General features: G+C 54.2%; 15 protein-coding genes. 7 read left to right on the top strand and 8 right to left on the bottom strand.

Annotated elements, in window-relative coordinates; genetic code table 11:
* Window positions 1-778: 778 nt before the first annotated feature.
* Window positions 779-1,456, bottom strand: a complete 678-nt coding sequence (locus tag FHS90_RS03410; protein WP_182511762.1) for a 3-hydroxyacyl-CoA dehydrogenase family protein — start codon at window positions 1,454-1,456, stop codon at window positions 779-781.
* Between the two features lie 49 nt (window positions 1,457-1,505).
* On the opposite strand from FHS90_RS03410, the gene FHS90_RS03405 reads away from it, so the two are divergent.
* Entirely contained in the window at window positions 1,506-1,889 is a 384-nt protein-coding gene (locus FHS90_RS03405; RefSeq protein WP_066837301.1) for a RidA family protein, read from the top strand.
* 195 nt (window positions 1,890-2,084) lie between these two features.
* On the opposite strand, the gene FHS90_RS03400 is transcribed toward FHS90_RS03405, so the two are convergent.
* Window positions 2,085-3,065, bottom strand: a complete 981-nt coding sequence (locus FHS90_RS03400; protein ID WP_182511760.1) for a YihY/virulence factor BrkB family protein — start codon at window positions 3,063-3,065, stop codon at window positions 2,085-2,087.
* 210 nt (window positions 3,066-3,275) lie between these two features.
* Here FHS90_RS03400 and gltX point away from each other — a divergent pair, with 210 nt between their 5' ends.
* The 5 genes from gltX (at window position 3,276) to FHS90_RS03375 (ending at window position 7,670) form a co-directional block, all read left to right on the top strand.
* Window positions 3,276-4,814 carry a glutamate--tRNA ligase gene (gene gltX / locus FHS90_RS03395; RefSeq protein WP_066837317.1) on the top strand — a complete coding sequence of 513 codons (1,539 nt, stop codon included), beginning with the start codon at window positions 3,276-3,278 and terminating at the stop codon, window positions 4,812-4,814.
* A gap of 594 nt (window positions 4,815-5,408) precedes the next feature.
* Window positions 5,409-5,780, top strand: a complete 372-nt coding sequence (locus FHS90_RS03390; protein ID WP_066832545.1) for a hypothetical protein — start codon at window positions 5,409-5,411, stop codon at window positions 5,778-5,780.
* Window positions 5,781-5,788: 8 nt separating this feature from the next.
* Window positions 5,789-6,550 (top strand): TIGR00266 family protein, encoded by a 762-nt coding sequence (locus tag FHS90_RS03385; protein ID WP_182511758.1) that lies wholly within the window; start codon window positions 5,789-5,791, stop codon window positions 6,548-6,550.
* A 267-nt stretch (window positions 6,551-6,817) separates the two neighbouring features.
* Window positions 6,818-6,982, top strand: a complete 165-nt coding sequence (locus tag FHS90_RS03380; protein WP_182511756.1) for a hypothetical protein — start codon at window positions 6,818-6,820, stop codon at window positions 6,980-6,982.
* Window positions 6,966-7,670, top strand: coding sequence for a hypothetical protein (locus tag FHS90_RS03375; protein WP_182511754.1), 705 nt, complete (start codon window positions 6,966-6,968; stop codon window positions 7,668-7,670). Before FHS90_RS03380 ends, FHS90_RS03375 begins: the two co-directional genes overlap by 17 nt.
* A gap of 118 nt (window positions 7,671-7,788) precedes the next feature.
* On the opposite strand, the gene FHS90_RS03370 is transcribed toward FHS90_RS03375, so the two are convergent.
* Together FHS90_RS03370 and lptB are read right to left on the bottom strand one after the other, a co-directional pair.
* The gene (locus FHS90_RS03370) at window positions 7,789-9,309 is read right to left on the bottom strand and encodes a GH3 auxin-responsive promoter family protein (protein WP_484592913.1); all 1,521 of its coding nucleotides are present in this window, start codon (window positions 9,307-9,309) and stop codon (window positions 7,789-7,791) included.
* Between the two features lie 371 nt (window positions 9,310-9,680).
* Window positions 9,681-10,412, bottom strand: coding sequence for an LPS export ABC transporter ATP-binding protein (gene lptB, locus FHS90_RS03365; protein ID WP_182511752.1), 732 nt, complete (start codon window positions 10,410-10,412; stop codon window positions 9,681-9,683).
* A 301-nt stretch (window positions 10,413-10,713) separates the two neighbouring features.
* Between lptB and FHS90_RS03360 the strand changes: the two genes are divergently transcribed.
* Window positions 10,714-11,367 (top strand): glycoside hydrolase family 25 protein, encoded by a 654-nt coding sequence (locus FHS90_RS03360; RefSeq protein WP_066832558.1) that lies wholly within the window; start codon window positions 10,714-10,716, stop codon window positions 11,365-11,367.
* Between the two features lie 76 nt (window positions 11,368-11,443).
* Here the strand turns inward: FHS90_RS03360 and FHS90_RS03355 are convergent, their stop codons facing one another.
* From FHS90_RS03355 to recJ, 4 genes are all read right to left on the bottom strand, one after another.
* Entirely contained in the window at window positions 11,444-11,833 is a 390-nt protein-coding gene (locus FHS90_RS03355) for a spore germination protein GerW family protein (protein WP_182511750.1), read from the bottom strand.
* A gap of 153 nt (window positions 11,834-11,986) precedes the next feature.
* Window positions 11,987-14,917, bottom strand: a complete 2,931-nt coding sequence (locus FHS90_RS03350) for a S9 family peptidase (RefSeq protein WP_182511748.1) — start codon at window positions 14,915-14,917, stop codon at window positions 11,987-11,989.
* Between the two features lie 46 nt (window positions 14,918-14,963).
* Window positions 14,964-15,143 (bottom strand): hypothetical protein, encoded by a 180-nt coding sequence (locus FHS90_RS03345; protein ID WP_182511746.1) that lies wholly within the window; start codon window positions 15,141-15,143, stop codon window positions 14,964-14,966.
* A 350-nt stretch (window positions 15,144-15,493) separates the two neighbouring features.
* Window positions 15,494-17,206: a single-stranded-DNA-specific exonuclease RecJ gene (gene recJ / locus FHS90_RS03340; RefSeq protein WP_066832564.1), complete on the bottom strand. Its 1,713-nt coding sequence runs from the start codon at window positions 17,204-17,206 to the stop codon at window positions 15,494-15,496.
* Window positions 17,207-17,545 lie beyond the last annotated feature (339 nt).

The following is a 17,545-nucleotide window of genomic DNA, read 5'->3' as shown; positions in this document are numbered from 1 at the left end:
AGAGTAGTCGAAGAATCTAACGAAGATTCCTTTGGGCAATGCATAGTTCGCTGTTCCCCTAGAAGTGCCGTTTACTTCAGTGCTTTATTGCTTCTATTTCCATTGTTTCCGCTAAGCGCTCACGGCCGCGGGGCCCCGTCCTGGCGGTGAGCACTGCTGTTAAAACTAAACCTTCGGTTTTGCCTTCGGCAGCGTATTAACAGAGGCGCTCACCGCCAAGACTGGTTTCTGTTCCTTTCCTGCTAATGCTTTTCTAATTACAATTTGTTTGCGGGTAACTGCTGTCGTTCCGCTAGCCTATGGCGGGCCCGTGCTGCGCACATCAGTCAAGGGGAATATCCCTTTCTCATGTGACTGTATTACTCTCTGCTGGCGTGTTGCTGTTGGCAGAGATGTCCGTGCCTGGACCACGTCGTTACGCGTAACGACGCTACATTCTCTAGTTCAAGTTTGAAACTTGGACCTAGAATGCGGGAAGTGTTCAACTTCCCTGAGGCGTAGCCTTAAACTACTATATCTGGTACTCCCCCTTTGAAGGGGGCGGAGGGGGATGTTTACACCTGCCGGTCCACGCTTTCCAGATATACGGACTGGTTGTGACATTCCCCTTGGGGTTCCCGGTGGTTCCCCTCCTCAGAGAGTTGAATTCAAGACAGCGCCACCGCATTGCCGCCTGCGCAAAAGACCTCGTAGCGTCCGGAGGACCTGCGAGCGTCTGCGCCAATTGCCGTTTGTGACCTTTTTCGCCAAAACAGGCCGAAAACGCAAAACATAATTTCTAAAACTCTTCGCCTTTCAGATACTTGGTCTTGAGCAGCGGGCAGATTTTATAGCGTTCATCTTTGGTATCTTCATAGACGGCGGCCAGCAGTTCATAGACATGCTTCACGCCAATGCGGTTGGCCCACTCAAACGGCCCGAAGGGGTAGTTGGTGCCCAGTTTCATACCCAAGTCAATGTCTTCTTTGGTAGCAGTGCCTTCCTGCAGGGTATAGCAGGCTTCGTTGATAATCATGCAGATGACGCGGGGGGTGACCATGCCAACGCGGTCTTCCACCAGCTCATAGAGCGTGGCCAGGAACACGCAGGCTTTGTCAACTTCGCGTTTAGATTCCTCGCGCAGCACACTTACTTCTAAGATTTCACGGTTGAAGAAGGTGGGCAGGGCGTTCACGCCGCAGAGGTGGAAGTTGACTGATCCGTGGGCAGCGGCCAGGGCGGCCAGTTGCACGGTGGCGGCGTTGCAGAAGACAATGAGTTTTTCGCCTCTTCCCAGTTCATTGTATTGGGCCAGCCGCTCGGGCTGCTCGTGCAGTAAAAAGTCAAACACCAGGTGCGCCTGCGGCAACCAAACGGCCAGTTCCTCAGGGGTGGTGGTGTGAATGTAAGCCCGGTTGGGGAATTTCAAGCTGAACTCTGCCTCCTGCTCGGCGGTAGCCAACACCAATGTATTCATAATTCTGTACCTTTAACGGCATAAAGATACAGATTAAACCTCTCCGTTTATGGCAACTACCATCATAGAAAGCAAACAAGCCCCCGCCCCCATTGGGCCGTACAGCCAGGCCGTGCAGGCGGGCAACACGTTGTATATCTCCGGACAAATTGCGCTGAACCAGGAAACCGGGCAGCTGGTGCAAGAGGATATCCAGACCGAAACCCACCAGGTCATGAAGAACCTCCAGTACATTCTGCAAGCCGCAGGCATGGATTTTACCAACGTGGTGAAATGCAGCATCTTTGTGAAAGACCTGGGCAACTTCGCCGCCATCAATGAAACCTACGGCAGCTATTTCACCAGCAACCCGCCCGCCCGCGAGACTGTGGAAGTTAGCCGCCTGCCCAAAGACGTGAACGTGGAGATTTCCTGCATTGCGGTGAAGTTTTAATGAGTGAATGCGTGAGGGAGTGAATGCGTGAATGAAGCAATGGGTGGAAGTACGATTGAGGGAAATGAGTTTCTGTTTTCGGCCTGTTTTCAGAAAAATAGCCCAAAAACGGGAAATGCACTTCTTCTTTCCTTTTAGTTATCCCTTCAAACTCACGCATTCAGGCTATCACTCCCTCACGCATTCGTTCATTCCTTAACTCCTTCCATCATTGATTCCCTCATTGGCCTTCGCCTCATTGGGGCCGGGTTCGTTATTGACGGGCGCATGCCCCACCTCCACTTCTTTGTTAATCACCCGCACCGCGTAATCTGAGGGGTAGATGCTGGTGCCGTAGCGGCGCGCGTAGACCAATGTGAACTGCGCGCCAAAGAACACCACCTGCGAGGTGTAGAAGACCCAGGTGAGCACAATGATGATAGACCCGGCGGCACCGTACAGGCTGGCAAAATCGCTGTTGCCCAGGTAGAAGCCCAAAAGGCTTTTCCCAAGGGTGAAGAGCACTGCCGTCACCAGTGACCCTATCCAGACGTCTGTCCAGCGCACCATGGCGTCTGGCAGAAACTTGTAGATCAGCGCGAAGAGAAAGGTAATCACGCCGGTAGACACCACCAGGTTCACCAGGCTCATCATCTGCAGAAAAGAATCGTCTACGCGGTTGGTCAGAAAGTTAGTGATGGCCACCAGCGCCGTGTGAATGATCAGACTGACCAGCAGCAGAAAGACAATGGCCAGAATCATGGCAAAAGACAGCACCCTGTCCCGCAGGAGCTTCAGGTACTCGTTCCTTGGCTTCGGCTTCACGCCCCAGATCTGGTTCAGGCTTTCCTGCAGGGAGACAAACACCCCGGTGGCCCCAATCAGCAGCGTGATCACCCCAATAATGGTTGCCCAGTTGAAGTCTGAGGAGCGGTTAATGCTTTCCACCATCTGCTGAATATCAGTGGCGCCTCTGCTGCCCAGCAGTTCCCGCAGTTGCCGGTACACCTGCCCCCGCACCTGATCGCGGCCAAAGAACGCCCCGGCAATGTTGATCATGATGATCAGGATAGGCGGCAGCGCAAAGACGGTATAATAGGCCAGGGCCGCCCCCTTCTGAAAAGAGTTGTTGTCTAAGAAGTCCAGCGCGGTCTCTTTGGTTAAACTCCAGGCTTCACACAGTCTCTTTTTCAGCATTGGGTCAGGTTTTCCCCTTCATACGTATGCCGCCCCAGAGGTTGTCTGAACCCGCTGAAAAGCAGCCGGTTTAGCCTTAAAATCATAAGAAAAGGAACTGAAACGGTATGGCCGCGGCGGTAGAGCGCACGTTTGTAAGGTTTTAGCGGCAAAAGCTTTACCGTAGCCGGTAAATACCGTACTTTTGCACCTCCATTCAAATTGAACAACATGGCTAGAGAAGTACGAGTACGCTTTGCCCCCAGCCCTACCGGCCCTTTGCACATTGGCGGGGTGCGCACAGCGCTCTATAATTACCTGTTTGCGAAGAAAATGGGCGGCAAAATGCTGCTGCGCATTGAAGATACTGACCAGACCCGCTTTGTGCCGGGCGCGGAACAATACATATTCAACAGCCTGGAGTGGTGCGGCATTCAATTAGATGAAAGCCCCCTTCACGGCGGCCCGCACGCCCCCTACCGCCAGTCAGAACGCAAGCCCATGTACATGGACTATGCCCTGCAACTGGTCAACGCCGGCCACGCCTACTACGCCTTTGACACCGCTGAGGAACTGGAAGCCATGCGCGAGCGCCTGAAAGCTGCCAAAGTAGCCACCCCGCAGTACAACGCCATTACCCGCGCCACCATGAAGAACTCGCTCACCCTGCCAGAAGATGAGGTGAAGCGCCGTCTGGAAAGCGGGGAGCCCTACGTGATTCGCCTCAAAGTGCCGCGCAAGGAGGAGATCCGCCTCAAAGACATGATCAGAGGCTGGGTGATGGTGCATTCCTCTTCTATTGATGACAAGGTGCTGATGAAGAGCGACGGCATGCCCACCTACCACCTGGCCAACATAGTAGATGACCACCTCATGGAAATCACCCACGTGATCAGGGGTGAAGAGTGGCTGCCCAGTGCCCCTTTGCACGTGCTGCTGTACCGCTACCTGGGCTGGGAAGACACCATGCCAGAATTCGCGCACCTGCCTTTGCTGCTAAAGCCAGACGGCAACGGTAAACTGAGCAAGCGCGACGGCGATAAGCTGGGTTTCCCGGTGTTCCCGCTCAGGTGGGTTGATCCCGTAACGGGTGAGGTTTCCAGCGGGTACCGCGAGAGCGGCTATCTGCCAGAGGCGTTCATCAACTTTCTGGCGTTCCTGGGCTGGAACCCCGGCACGCAGCAGGAGCTTTTCACCATGGAGGAACTGATTGAGGCCTTCAGCATTGAGCGCATTGGCAAGTCAGGCACCCGTTTTGACATTCAGAAAGCCCGCTGGTACAATGAGCAGTACCTGAGAGCCAAGCCAGACGCAGAACTGGCGCAGTATTTACTGGCGGCGTTGCCGGAACAAGGCATTGACTGCACCCCAGACCGGGCCGAGAAGATTGCCGGCCTCATGAAGGAGCGCGTGACCTTCCCCCAGGATTTCTGGAAAGAAGCCTCTTATTTCTTTGTAGCGCCTACCCAGTACAATGAGCAGGTAGCGGCCAAGAAATGGTCTGCGGCGGGCGCAGCAGCGTTTGAGCAGTTCAAGAACGAACTCAGCACGCTCTCTGACTTCAACGCAGATACCGTAAAGGCACTGCTCCTGCAGATTCTGGAGCGCAACGGCCTTAAAATTGGCCAGGTGATGCAAGCCCTGCGCATTGCCTTGACCGGGGTAGAGGCCGGCCCAGACCTAATGGCTATTATTGAAATCATTGGCCGCCAGGAAACCGAGCGCCGCATTGACGCGGCCTTGGCCAAACTGGCGCAGTACGCCGCGTAGATTCTCTTTCGCTTTACTTTAGATTAAAGCGAGTATTTTGACTTCCGTTTTCGGCCTGTTTTCTGAAAAACAGGCCGAAAACGGAAGTTTTCTTTTGGCCTCTGCGGCCCTAGTACCATGTTAATTGCTCATTTACTTTTCCCTTCCTGTATCTCTTCTTCTGACTTTCATCACCTCTTTTTTGTCATCCTGAAAGGAACTTAGGGAACAGTGGGCGAACGGTAGTAGCATTGCTTTTCTAGTTCGCCCCCAAGATTCTTCCAGAATGACAAAAGGGAAAAATAGTACGAGAAATAAAGGTGTAAAGCTGGAAACTCTCCCAACTATGCCGTGCAAGTTACTTCAGTGACTTATAACGCTTGCAAATACTCCCCCTTTGAAGGGGAATGTTTATACCTGCTGGTCACGCATTCCTGACATTCCTGTTTTCGGCCTGTTTTGGCCAAAACAGGCCGAAAACGCAAGCCTCTCCCCTGCCTTCCGCTGCAGGCGTGCAAACGGGTTATCCTTCTGCTTCAGTTTTGCGTTTTAGTAGAATCAATAGGCTGCACCCTTTGGCTGCGGTTTTATCACACCAACTAGCATTCTACTACCATGGCGAAGAAAAAAGCAGATAACAGCAAAAAAACCGACAAGCCAGAAAAGAAGGCGCGGGTACACCCGGAGCTGGAGGGCTTTGAGATCAAAATCAACCCGCTGGGTGATATCTCCTCCAATTTCAACATTGACCAGCTCAATGAGTTTCTGGACCGCAACGTAACTGACAAGAAACTGGTGGGCGACCAGGGCAAGAAGCGCGTGCAGGAGGAAGACGAGGAATATCCTATTGAGGAAACCGTGGAGGAGGAAGAGAACGAGGAAGATTTTTTCAAAGGAAGTGCTAACTTGGCAGACGATGAGGACGAAGACGACGCGCCCAAAGAGGAAGACGACGATCTGGCCCCTAAAAAACCAAAGCGAAAGTAAACCCAACTATGAAATCACACGAGATTGACTACCGCATCTTCGGCTCAGATATTCAGGTGCTGGAGGTAGAGCTGGACCCCCAGGAAACCGTCATTGCCGAGGCGGGCGCCATGGTGTACATGGAAGACGGCATCCGGTTTGAAACCAAAATGGGCGACGGCTCCAACCCCAGCCAGGGCTTTCTGGGCAAGCTGGTCTCTATGGGCAGCCGCATGATTACCGGCGAATCTCTGTTCATGACCCATTTCACGCACCGCGGCTACAGCAAGGCCAAAGTTGCGTTTTCGGCGCCGTACCCGGGCACCATCATGCCCATCAACCTGGCAGACTTCCCCAACGGGTTGATTGTGCAGAAAGACGGTTTCTTAGCCGCGGCGCTGGGCACCAAGATTGCCATGCATTTGAACCGCCGGTTGGGCGCGGGCTTCTTTGGCGGCGAAGGGTTTATCATGCAGCGCATTGAGGGCGACGGCCTGGCCTTCATACACGCGGGCGGCACGGTAGTAGAACGCCACCTGCACAACGAGACGCTGCGCGTTGACACCGGTTGCGTGGTGGCCTATGAGAACGGGATTGACTTTGATATTCAGCAGGCGGGCGGCCTTAAATCTATGGTTTTTGGCGGCGAGGGTCTGTTCCTGGCCACTCTGCGCGGCACCGGCCGGGTATGGATCCAGTCTATGCCGGTGAAGAAGCTTATCCAGGCCTTGATGCCGCACGGCGGTAACGCCAACAAAGAAGGCGGCTTGCTCAGCAGCTTTCTGGAATAGAGGGCACCTCTCTCCCCATCCCACAAAGTCCGGCACCACCGGACTTTTTTTGTGCCCATTTGCCAGGTTATCTCTCGTTTAATATCTCAACTTTACATTTTATATAAATTTAATATAGTTTATTATTCACATGCTACAAAAACACTTGTTAGCTTTGTAACGAAATAAATATTAGCTTTCACTTGCGCTCCCCCTGCGCCATGCAAAGAACTGCTTCTTTTCAGTCAGCCCGGGCTTTCACTTTCAGTTCCTGAAACAGCACCAGTTATGACCCGGGCAATCATCACCTCCTTTCTTTGGCTTTCGCCGCTGTTCTCTATGGCAGCCAGCTTTACCTCTGTCAAAAACGGCAACTGGTCCAGCCGTTCTACCTGGGGCTCTAATGGCATTCCGGCCGCCAACATCAACAACAAGGATGTCGGTCATCATTGACCATGTGGTGAATGCCGGTGCTTTGAAGATAAACAATGGGGGAACCATGTATGTTAACCGCCACCTGATTGTAGACCAACTCACCCTGCATGGCCCCAGCTCCAGAATTTACGTGGCGGCAGGGGCCGTGCTGGAGGCCGCTGAAATTAACGGCAACTGGGAGAATGTGATTTATGAGGAGCCGCTGCCGGTCACCTGGCTGGAGTTCTCCTGCAAGTCAGACGGTAAGGCGCACTCCCTTTCCTGGGCCACGGCCCAAGAGGTCAACAATGACTACATTGCCTTAGAATACGCCACACATGATCTGGTTTTCAAAGAGATTACCCGCCAGGCCGGCACTAACACCGCCTCTCCCGCTTACTATTCGTTCACCCATGCTTTTCCGGTGAAAGGCACCAGCTACTACCGGTTAAAGCAAGTTGACTATGACGGCAAGGCCACTTACTCCAAGATAATCTCAGGCACGTTTCATGCCTTCACCTACCAGCTATCAGCCAGTTCGCTCCAGATGAATACGCCCGTGACCGGCAGCGTCTCCCTGATCAGAACAGACGGGACTCCCGCCGTAGAAAAAGTTTTGAATAAAGAGGATCTGCTCCGTTTCCCTTCCCTGCCCGCGGGTATGTACATGCTGCGCATTGAGAGCCCGCAGTACAAAGGCCTTCACAAAGTGTACCTGCGCCAGTAGCAAGATACGCACAGCGCGGTCAAACACTCCCGCTCCAATTGGTAGGTGGGGTCTCTGTTTTTGGCCTGTTTTGGCCAAAACAGGTCAAAACCAGGTTTTCGGCCGTGGCCGAAAGGGATTAGGAGAGTTGGTTCACCTGCAGAATCTCCTCCAGGTACTCGCGGTTGTTGGCTAAGCGCGGCACTTTGTGCTGGCCGCCCAGCTTGCCTTTGTATTCCAGCCAGTTCAGGAAAGCGCCATGCGGGGCCACAGTAACCAGCGGCGCCTGCAGCGCCAGGTCTTTCTGTCGTTTGGCGTCATAATCTGAATTGACCTCGCGCAGGGTTTGGTCCAGTACGCGGGTAAAGGTTTCCAGGCTGGAGGGCTGCCGCGAAAACTCAATCACCCACTGGTGCCCACCGCGGCTTTTGCCCTCAAAATAGACCGGGGCGGCCGTGAAGTTGGTGATGGTGGCACCGGTGGCGGCGCAGGCTTTGGTGATGGCGGTTTCTGCGTTCTCCACTACTACCTCTTCGCCGAAGGCGTTGATAAAGTGCTTGGTGCGCCCAGAGATTTTGATGCGGTACGGGCTGAGCGAGGTAAATTTAACGGTATCGCCAATCTTGTAGCGCCACAGGCCGGCGTTGGTAGAGATGAGGAGCGCGTAGTTCCTGCCCAGTTCCACCTGGTCAAGGGTAAGCGCCTGCGGGTGCTCCTCTTCTGCCTGCTCTATGGGAATAAACTCATAGAACACGCCGTAGTCCAGCATGAGCAGCATCTCGTCCAGCAGCTCAGGCTCATCCTGTATCCCAAAGAAGCCTTCTGAGGCATTGTACACCTCCAGGTACTTCATCTTCTCACTGGGGATCAACTGCCTAAACAGCTCGCGGTAGGGGCCAAACGCCACGGCGCCGTGCACAAACAGCTCCAGGTTAGGCCAGATCTCAGTGATGTCCTGCTTGCCGTAGGTCTCCAGCATGCGGTTCAGGAGGACGTAGGTCCAGGTGGGCACGCCTGAGATGCTGGTCACGTTCTCTTTGGCGCAGATCTCCACCATCTTCTCAATCTTCTCCTCCCACTTGTCCATAAGGGCCACTTTGAGCGGGGGCGTGCGCATGACCTCGGCCCAGATGGGCAGGTTCTGCATGATCACCGCAGACACGTCTCCGCAGCGGGTGTTGCTGTTGAAGTCATTGGGGTGGTGGCTGCCGCCAATAGACAGCGCCTTGCCTGAAAACACCTTGGTCTCCGGGTAGTTGTTGGCGTAGATGGAGAGCATGTCTTTGCCGCCCTTGTAGTGGCATTCCTCCAGCGCCTCCGGGGTTACGGGAATAAACTTGCTGCGGGCGTTGGTGGTGCCAGACGACTTGGCAAACCACTCTACCTTACTGGGCCACAGCAGGTTCTGCTCCCCCTTCATGACCCGCTCAATGTACGGGTACAGGTCTTCATACGCGCTAATGGGCACCCGTTCCTGAAACTCCCGCACGCTCAGTTTATCGGCGTAGCCGAATTTCTGGCCCCACTCAGTGCCCTTGGCGGTATTGATCAGGTGGGAAAACAATTCATTTTGCACCTCATGCGGATATTTCCTGAAGAGGTCAATCTGATGGATCCGCTTCTTCATCACCCAAGACACAATTGAATTGAATATCTCCACGTGGTAGGTATTAGTTATTCGTTGCTAGTTGTTCGTTCTTCGGCGCAGCCGATTTGTTAGTGGTAGTTTTGGTCAGAATCTTATAACGGTCTCCCCATGTTGTCATTCTGGAAGAATCTTGTGGGCGAACTAAGAAAGCAATTATTCACGTCTAATCAACTTGTCGTTTCCGGCTTGTTTTTCAAAGAGTAGCCCAAAAACGGCGGCCAAAACTTAAACTTCTGCTTGTACTGCTCTCTGCTGATTTGGTTGCTGGTTATGGCGTTGTTGTTACCGCTTTTCTAGTTCGCCCACTAGATTCTTCCAGAATGACAACAGGGAGAAAGCATTAACGAAAAGCAATGAGCAATAAATTAACAATCAACCGTTCACTAAACCTTTCTTTTCAGCTCAAAATGCTTGCCCAGGTACACGCGGCGCACCTGCTCATCGGCGGCGAGCTCTTCGGCAGAGCCGGCTTTCAGGATTTTCCCTTCAAAAAGCAGGTAGGCGCGGTCTACAATGGAGAGCGTCTCGTTCACGTTGTGGTCAGTGATGAGAATGCCAATGTTCTTGGTTTTGAGCTTGGCCACAATGGTCTGGATCTCTTCTACCGCAATGGGGTCTACCCCGGCAAAGGGTTCATCCAGGAGCACAAAGCTGGGGTCAACGGCCAGGGCGCGGGCAATCTCTGTACGGCGGCGCTCACCCCCTGAGAGCACCACGCCTTTGTTTTTGCGCACGTGGGTGAGGGAGAACTCCTCCAGCAGCTCCTCTACCTTCTCTTGCCGCTGCTGTTTGTTCTTATCTGTCATTTCCAGCACAGACATGATGTTCTCCTCAACGGTAAGGTCTCTGAACACAGAGGCCTCCTGCGCCAGATAGCCCACGCCTTTCTTGGCACGGCGGTACATGGGCAGCTGGGTGATGTCTTCCTGATCCAGAAAAATATGCCCCCCGTTGGGTTTCACCAGCCCCACAATCATGTAGAACGAGGTGGTTTTACCGGCCCCATTGGGCCCCAGCAGCCCCACAATCTCTCCCTGGTTCACTTCCACGCTCACGTTGTTCACAACGGTACGGGTCTTATATTTCTTGAATAGATTTTCTGCGCGTAAGATCATTAGGGTAAAATTAGGCAATAAACCGCAATTGTTATACTGTAACGAAAAGAGCCGCCTGCTACGCATAGCAAACGCAGAAGGTTACCTGCTGCTTGGTATTTTTTAAACAACTTGATATAAATTTTTGATCATTTCTTGCATCAGAGCTTTAATCACCCTAACTTTTAATTCCCTTTAGTACAAATACTTATCTGTCATGCATGCATTAGTTGGTGCAGCCAGCCGTAGGGTAGCGGTGGCCGTAACTTTTTTAGTAATTTGTTTGGCGCTGCAAGGAGCGAAAACAGACAACCTTTCCTTTTTGCATGGAATTGATGTGTCTCGTTACCAGGCAGAGGTGAACTGGGCGCACGTGAAGGAGTCTAACATTGCCTTCGCCTTTATCAAAGCCACAGAGGGCAATTTTTTAAAAGACCGCTACTTTGACCGCAACTGGGAGTACAGCCGCCAGCATGGCATCAAGCGCGGTGCCTACCATTTCTTTTTACCCTGGGTACCCGCTGAAAACCAGTTGGAGCATTTCAAACGCACCGTGAAACTGGAACCCGGCGACCTGGCCCCGGTGCTGGACGTGGAGACCATTGCCAAAGACATTACAGACGCTGACCTGCGCAGCAACATACGCGCCTGGCTGGAAGGTGCCGAAAAGCATTACGGCGTAAAGCCCATCATCTACACGTACCAGGCGTTCTATGACCGCAAGCTCAAAGGGTATTTCCCGGAGTACCACTTCTGGATTGCCCGCTACAAAGACATGGAGCCCAACGTTCACCCTGGTGACAAGATGGCGTTCTGGCAGTATTCTGAAAAGGGCCTGGTAAAAGGCGTTTCCTCACCCGTTGATGTGAACTGGTTTTACGGTGACCATGCGGCCCTGAGCAAGTATTGCGTTCCCGCCCCCGCGCCAGCAGCCCCCCAGCCAGAAGAAGCCCTGGCGCAGGCTGAGGCGTTTTAGGCCTGTTTTCAGAAAAACAGCCCCAAAACAGCCTGCATGTTTTAACAAAAAATTGAGGGCGCCCCTCTGCCTCCTATCAGGCAGAGGGGCGCTTTTTCCTTTTGGCAAGCAGCCAACCCACCACCAGGCCAACGGCTGCGCCAAGGTAGTACGGCCGTGCCGAAGAGACGGGAATAAACCTGGTCTTTTTGGCGGTGATGACAAAAACACCTTTCGGGATGGTGAGCAAACCGGCTCCGGCACCAGCGCCTTCCCCTTCTTCATCATTGGCACCGCCTACTTCTTTTCGGCCTAGCCCGTAACCGCCACCCAGCCCCAGCGCCACCTGCGCCACGGGTATGATGGTTTTGCCCTGGGCTTCTATGGGTGCCCCGAAAATATTTTGGATAGAGGCATTCTGGTTGAGGCTAGCCGCAACGGTACCGGTTGTATTTATTTGTTCCGGTGAGGGGAGCGTTGGTTCCATATTGACTTCAGTTGGTTGTTCCTGCTTCTGTACCGGGTTTTTTATCTGAAAGTTGCTGTTGAGGTGGGGTTGGCGGGAAACAGAAACGCCCGGCCGCTTTTACGGCGGCCGGGCGTTTTGGACCTGTTTTTCTAAAAATAGGCCAGAAACAGGTTACTTCTCTGTAGTGGGCTGAGTCACGGTGGTGGTAGCCGGTTGCTGCCCGGGGGCAGGTGTGGCCGTGGCGGGTTCCTCAATCAGCTCCAGGCCGTATTCTTTGCCTTTGACTAGGGTAGGCACCCCTTTCTTCATCCAGGCGGGCTCTGGGGCACCTTTGAGGTAATGGTCAAAGAACTGCGACATGCGCACAGACAGGTCTTTGCGGTTTTTGCGCTGCATGAGGTTGTGGGCCTCGCCGTTGTAAACCAGCAGCCACACAGGCTTGCCCAGGCGTCTCAGCGCCATGAACATCTCAATGCCCTGGTACCACGGCACAGCGCCGTCATTGTCATTGGCCATCATCATGAGCGGCGTCTCTATCTTGGGCGCGTAGAACAGCGGCGAATTCTCAATGTACTGCATGGGCTTCTCCCATAGCGTACCGCCTATGCGGCTTTGGGTGCGCTCATACTGGAACTGGCGGCTCATGCCACTCTCCCACCGTATTCCGCCGTAGGCGCTGGTCATGTTGCTCACCGGTGCCCCGGCCATGGCGGCTTTGAACAGGTTAGTGCGGGTCACCAGGTACGCCACCTGGTAGCCGCCCCAGCTCTGCCCCTGTATGGCCATGTTCTTCTCGTCTACAAACCCTTTGGCGGCCAGCATCTGCACCCCCGGAATAATGCTGTGGTAGGCGCTTTCACCGGGGTAGCCGTCTTTGTACACAATGTCTGGCACAAACACCAGGTAGCCCTGGCTCACGAACAGCGGGATATTGATGGTAGACGCACTTGGGGCGGGTGAACGGTAGTTGTGCAGGGTCTCAGCGTTGCGCTCATAGAAATACACCAGCATGGGGTACTTCTTCTTCGGGTCAAAGTTCTCAGGCTTGAACAGCAGGCCGTCTAGCGGAATACCGTCATCTGAGCGCCAGTTCACCAGCTCTACGCTTCCCCAGAGGTATTCGCTCTGCTGCGGGTTGGCGTTGCTCACTTTCTCCGGATTGCTGAAACTGGTGTTGGTCACCCACACGTCTGGGTACTCCTGAAAGCTGCTCCTCCTGAAAATGAGGCGGTCACTGTCTTGGGCCTTGCGGATTCCTGTGTAACTGTACGGTTCCAGCAGGATTTTCTGCGGCGCCCCGGCCCTGGTCACATGGTCTGTGTAGAACCCAGAGCCCTTGGTTTTCAGGTCAAAGGTGCGCAGCAGGATTTTCTCATCTGCCGGTACGGTGCGTTGGGTTGGGTTCAGGCTCACGTACCGGAACTGCAGGTTGTTCTTTCGGCCAAAGCCATCTGTGATGTTCACAGCCGCCGCTTTCCCGGTGGGGTCCAGGCGCCAGATGTCATAGCGGTCGTTTACCAGCAGATGGGCGTCCTCTTTGGTCCAGCCGGTGAGGCCGTAATCATCTGGCAGCGCGGGAACGTCGTTCTGCTCGTCATAGAAGGCAACGTTCAGCTTTTTGGTGAGGTTGACAGGTGTGCTGGCTTTCACGCCCATGGCCTTCCAGGAGCTGTCCTGGGGTTCATACCAGTACAGGTACTTCCCTTCAGGAGACAGTCTGGGGTTGCCGCGGGTGGCTTTCACCACCAGCTTGCGGCGGCCGTCTTTGAGGTCAATCAGCCATACATCTTGCTTAGAAGGGGTGTCATAGCCCACACTCAGGAGGTAATTCACGTTGCTGGTGCCCAGGGCCACATCTGCGCTACGGGTAGGGTTGAGTGACACGTCTGGGATTTCAGGCGTAGCCAGTTGCACCATTTTGCTTTTCTTGAGGTCATACACCGCCAGGAAAGAGCGCTTCTGCTCACGCTCCAGCTGCTTGAGCTGCATGGGCTGGATCAATGGGTCGCGGTAGGTCCAGATGTCCAGGCTTACTTTGTCTTCGTCCAGTTTGGTGGTGTCTTTCTCGTACTGCGTAGGACGCGGGAACGTGCCAAAGAAAAGGCGGTCGCCTTTCTCGCTGAAGCCTAGCTGGGCGTGCTCACTCACCATGTACTTGGCGGGCATGCCTTTGGCGGCGGTGTCGGCCAGGGTTTTGGCGCGGCTGTCTTTGGCGGTCCAGTGCAGCAGCTGGAAGTAGCGCAGGTCTTTGCCCGTGCTGTCTTTGCTGGCCACAAAAGCCAGCTGCTCCCCCGCTTTGTCAGCCACCAGGTTCTTATACGTGACGCGGCCGCTGTCAACGGCCATAGATTTACGGGTGGCGGTGTTGAAGGCAAAGACGCCCGCCTTGTGCAGCGAGTCTTTCTCTGACTTCACCAGGAACAGGCGGTTGCCCTTTTCTGAGAACAGGTAGTCAGTGACCCGGTCAAAGCGGTATTCCTGGCCCGTAGGCAGGTGGCGCAGCACCAGCTCAGTGCCTTCGTCTTTTTTGGCGGTGGCGCCCCTGGCACCGCCTTTTGCGGCAGCCGCAGGAGCAGCGGCCGGTGCTTTGGCCTTAGCCGTGTCTTTGGCGGGTTTGGCCGGAAGCGGCGCCTCCAGATGATACGCCAGCCACTCCCCGTTTCTGCTGGGCAATTTGTAGGATTTGACCCGCGCCACGTACTGCGTCTTGCCGCCTTCCAGCTGGTAAATGGCCAAAGAGTCTTTGGGCATCTCTTCTGGCTTCTTCTTTTTCAGCTTGGCCTGGCGCGTGGCCGCGTACTGAGGCTTGATCTGAAATATAGCAAAGCGGCTATCTTCTGTAAAAGCCTGTTTGTAGCCCCGGCTGAACTGTTTAGAGGTTTTGTTGGCCAGGTTTTGCAGGTGCAGCACGCCGTCTCCCTCCTGCGGGTTCACTGCGTACAGCAGGTATTTTCCGTCTTGGGAGAGGGAGTCGCCGTCAACGCTTTTCCAGCTGTCATAGACATCATGGGTCAGCGGCTTTTTGGCGGTGGTTTGCTGCGCCTGCACGGTCAAGGTGCCCACGCCCAGCAGGAGCCCGGCCAATAGGAGCTTTGTGTTCATCTGTAGTTGGGTTGTTTGTAGAGAGGCTGAAAATACACTTTTTTAATCAGGAGATACGAACGTATAGCCGGGTAAATCCTGTTTTGAGGCTGATTTCAGAAATATAGGCCAAAAACAGACGCCAGAGGGCAGCTCCCAGACGCCCCCCTGCCGGGAAGTGAATAAAAAAAACCTGCCAGAAGCCAGAAGAAACCTTACGTTCCTGCTTACCCAGACCTGCTTCCACTGGTTTTTCTGCGGCAATGGGGCAACGGGTCAAACCTGCCTGCAGGGCGCTGCCCGGTAAGCCAAAACTGCTTTGCCAGCCCCCGCTCTGCCCCTTCTGGGTACTGACCTATTTTCCTATATGTTCCAGGGGAACGGCGTATACGCCCTTACCAGGCCCCCAGCAAGAAGCGTGAGCAGAAAAAGATGCAAAAGGAGTTGCCGCCGTTTGCCAAACGGGACGTTCAGGATGAAGGGAAAACCTTATAGAACTCCAGAAAAGAACTCAGGCACAGACTTGCCTGCCCGCCAAATGCGTTTTGGGCCTGTTTTCTGAAAAACAGGCCCAAAACAGGCCTCAGAAAGTAATGCTTATTCCGCGAAGCGGATGTCTTTGATACGCAGCTGCAGGGTCACATTGCCCCTGAACACGTTCTCCTCAATGCAGTAGCACACGTCAAACGGGATACCTTTCTGGATGCGCGGGTAAAATTCGGCCATGCCGAACGCAATGGCGTCAAAGAACACGTCACCATCCTGGGTAAGGCGCAGCTTGAGGTGGGCGTCACCCACCACTCTTGCTGAACCAGACTCATACACGCAGGTGCTCAGGAACACGGGGGCCATGTTGCCGGGGCCAAACGGCTCCATCTGTTTGAGAATCTTGAAGAATTTGGGCGTGATCTGCCTGAACTGCAGCGGCATGTCTATCTCTACCATGGGCACCAGCTGCTCCTCTTGAATTGTGCTGGCCACAATCTGCTCAAACTTCTCCCGGAACGCCGGCACATTCTCTACGGGCAGGGTGAGGCCCGCCGCGTACATGTGCCCGCCAAACTGCTCCAGCAGGTCTGAACACGCCAGAATAGCCTGGTGTACATCAAAGCCGTGCACAGAGCGGGCGCTGCCGGTGGCTTTGCCGTTAGACTCAGTGAGAATGATGGTGGGGCGGTAGTATTTCTCTATGCAGCGTGAGGCTACAATACCCACCACGCCTTTGTGCCAGCTGTCTTTGAACAATACGGTGGAGCGGGCGCTGCGCAGAAAATCATCTTCCTCTATCATCTGCAGCGCCTCTTTGGTGATGCTCATATCATGCCCGCGCCGCTCTGAGTTGGAGATGTTGATGTTCTGGGCCATGGCGTGGGCTTCGTCTTTGGTTTGAGCCAGCAGCATGGCCACTGAGCGCTTGGCATCCCCCATGCGGCCGGCCGCATTGATTCTGGGCGCAAACCCGAAGACGATCTGCGTAATATCCAGCTCTTGGCGCAGCCCTGCCAGTTCACGCAGCGCCTCCAGCCCCGGCCGCAGCTGCCGGCTGCTGTTCATGCGCTGCAGGCCGTGGTAGGCTAAAATGCGGTTCTCGCCGGTGATGGGTACTATGTCTGCGGCAATGCTCACCACCACCAGGTCCAGCAGCTGGAACAACGGCTCCTGGTCAAACCCCTGCTGCTGGCAGAACGCCTGCATGAACTTGAAACCCACACCGCAGCCCGCCAGCTCTTTGTACGGGTACGGGCAGTCAGCCCGTTTGGCGTCCAGCACGGCTACGGCCTCTGGCAATTCATCATCTGGCAAGTGGTGGTCACAGATGATGAAGTCAATGCCTTTCTGGTTGGCGTACGCTATTTTGTCAATAGATTTAACGCCGCAGTCCAGGGAGATGATGAGGGTGAAGTTGTGCTCCAGGGCGTAGTCAATGCCGGTAAAGGAGATGCCGTAGCCCTCTGCGTAGCGGTCTGGGATATAGTACTCAATGTTGTCCCTGAAAAAGGGCTGCAGAAAGCTGAAGACCAGCGCCACTGAGGTGGTGCCGTCTACGTCATAGTCGCCGTAAATGAGCACCCGCTCCTGCCGGTGCAGGGCGTCTACCAGCCGGTCAACCGCCTTGTCCATGTCTTTGAGCAGGAACGGGTTGTGCAGGTCATCTAACGAGGGCCGGAAAAAGGCTTTGGCTTCTTCAAAGGTACAGATGTTGCGCTGGCAGAGAATGCTGGCCAACGCAGAGCCAATGTTCAGGCTGTCAACAATATTCTGTACTTTTACGGCGTCCGGCGCTTCCTTAACAACCCATCGTTTCTGCATCTGCTGTCTGCGGCTTAATCTGTGGTAAGAGGCGCAAAAATACGAATTCTGTGATAGAACCGGGCACTCCCTTTGCTACCTAAGTGTTGCAGCAGGGTAAATGATTCCATTTTAGCCTTACTTCGCGTGAAAAAACTGAAAGAGATTTACCACAAGTACAAAGACTACGGTTTGGTAGACGGCCTTATGTACCTGTCTTTCTTCCTGTTCCTGGCCCTTCTGTTCCTGTTTTTCAGGGACTAGCGTTTTGGGGCTGTTTTCTGAAAAACAGCCCCAAAACGCAATTTGCCCCTCTTCCCCGGTTTTATCTTTTTAATTCCCGCCCTCATGCCCTCACCT

The sequence above is a fragment of the Rufibacter ruber genome (genome assembly GCF_014138425.1).
Classification (GTDB): Bacteria; Bacteroidota; Bacteroidia; order Cytophagales; family Hymenobacteraceae; genus Nibribacter; species Nibribacter ruber_C.
Note: the sequence above shows the minus strand (reverse complement) of the source record. Positions and strands in the feature narration are given on the sequence as shown.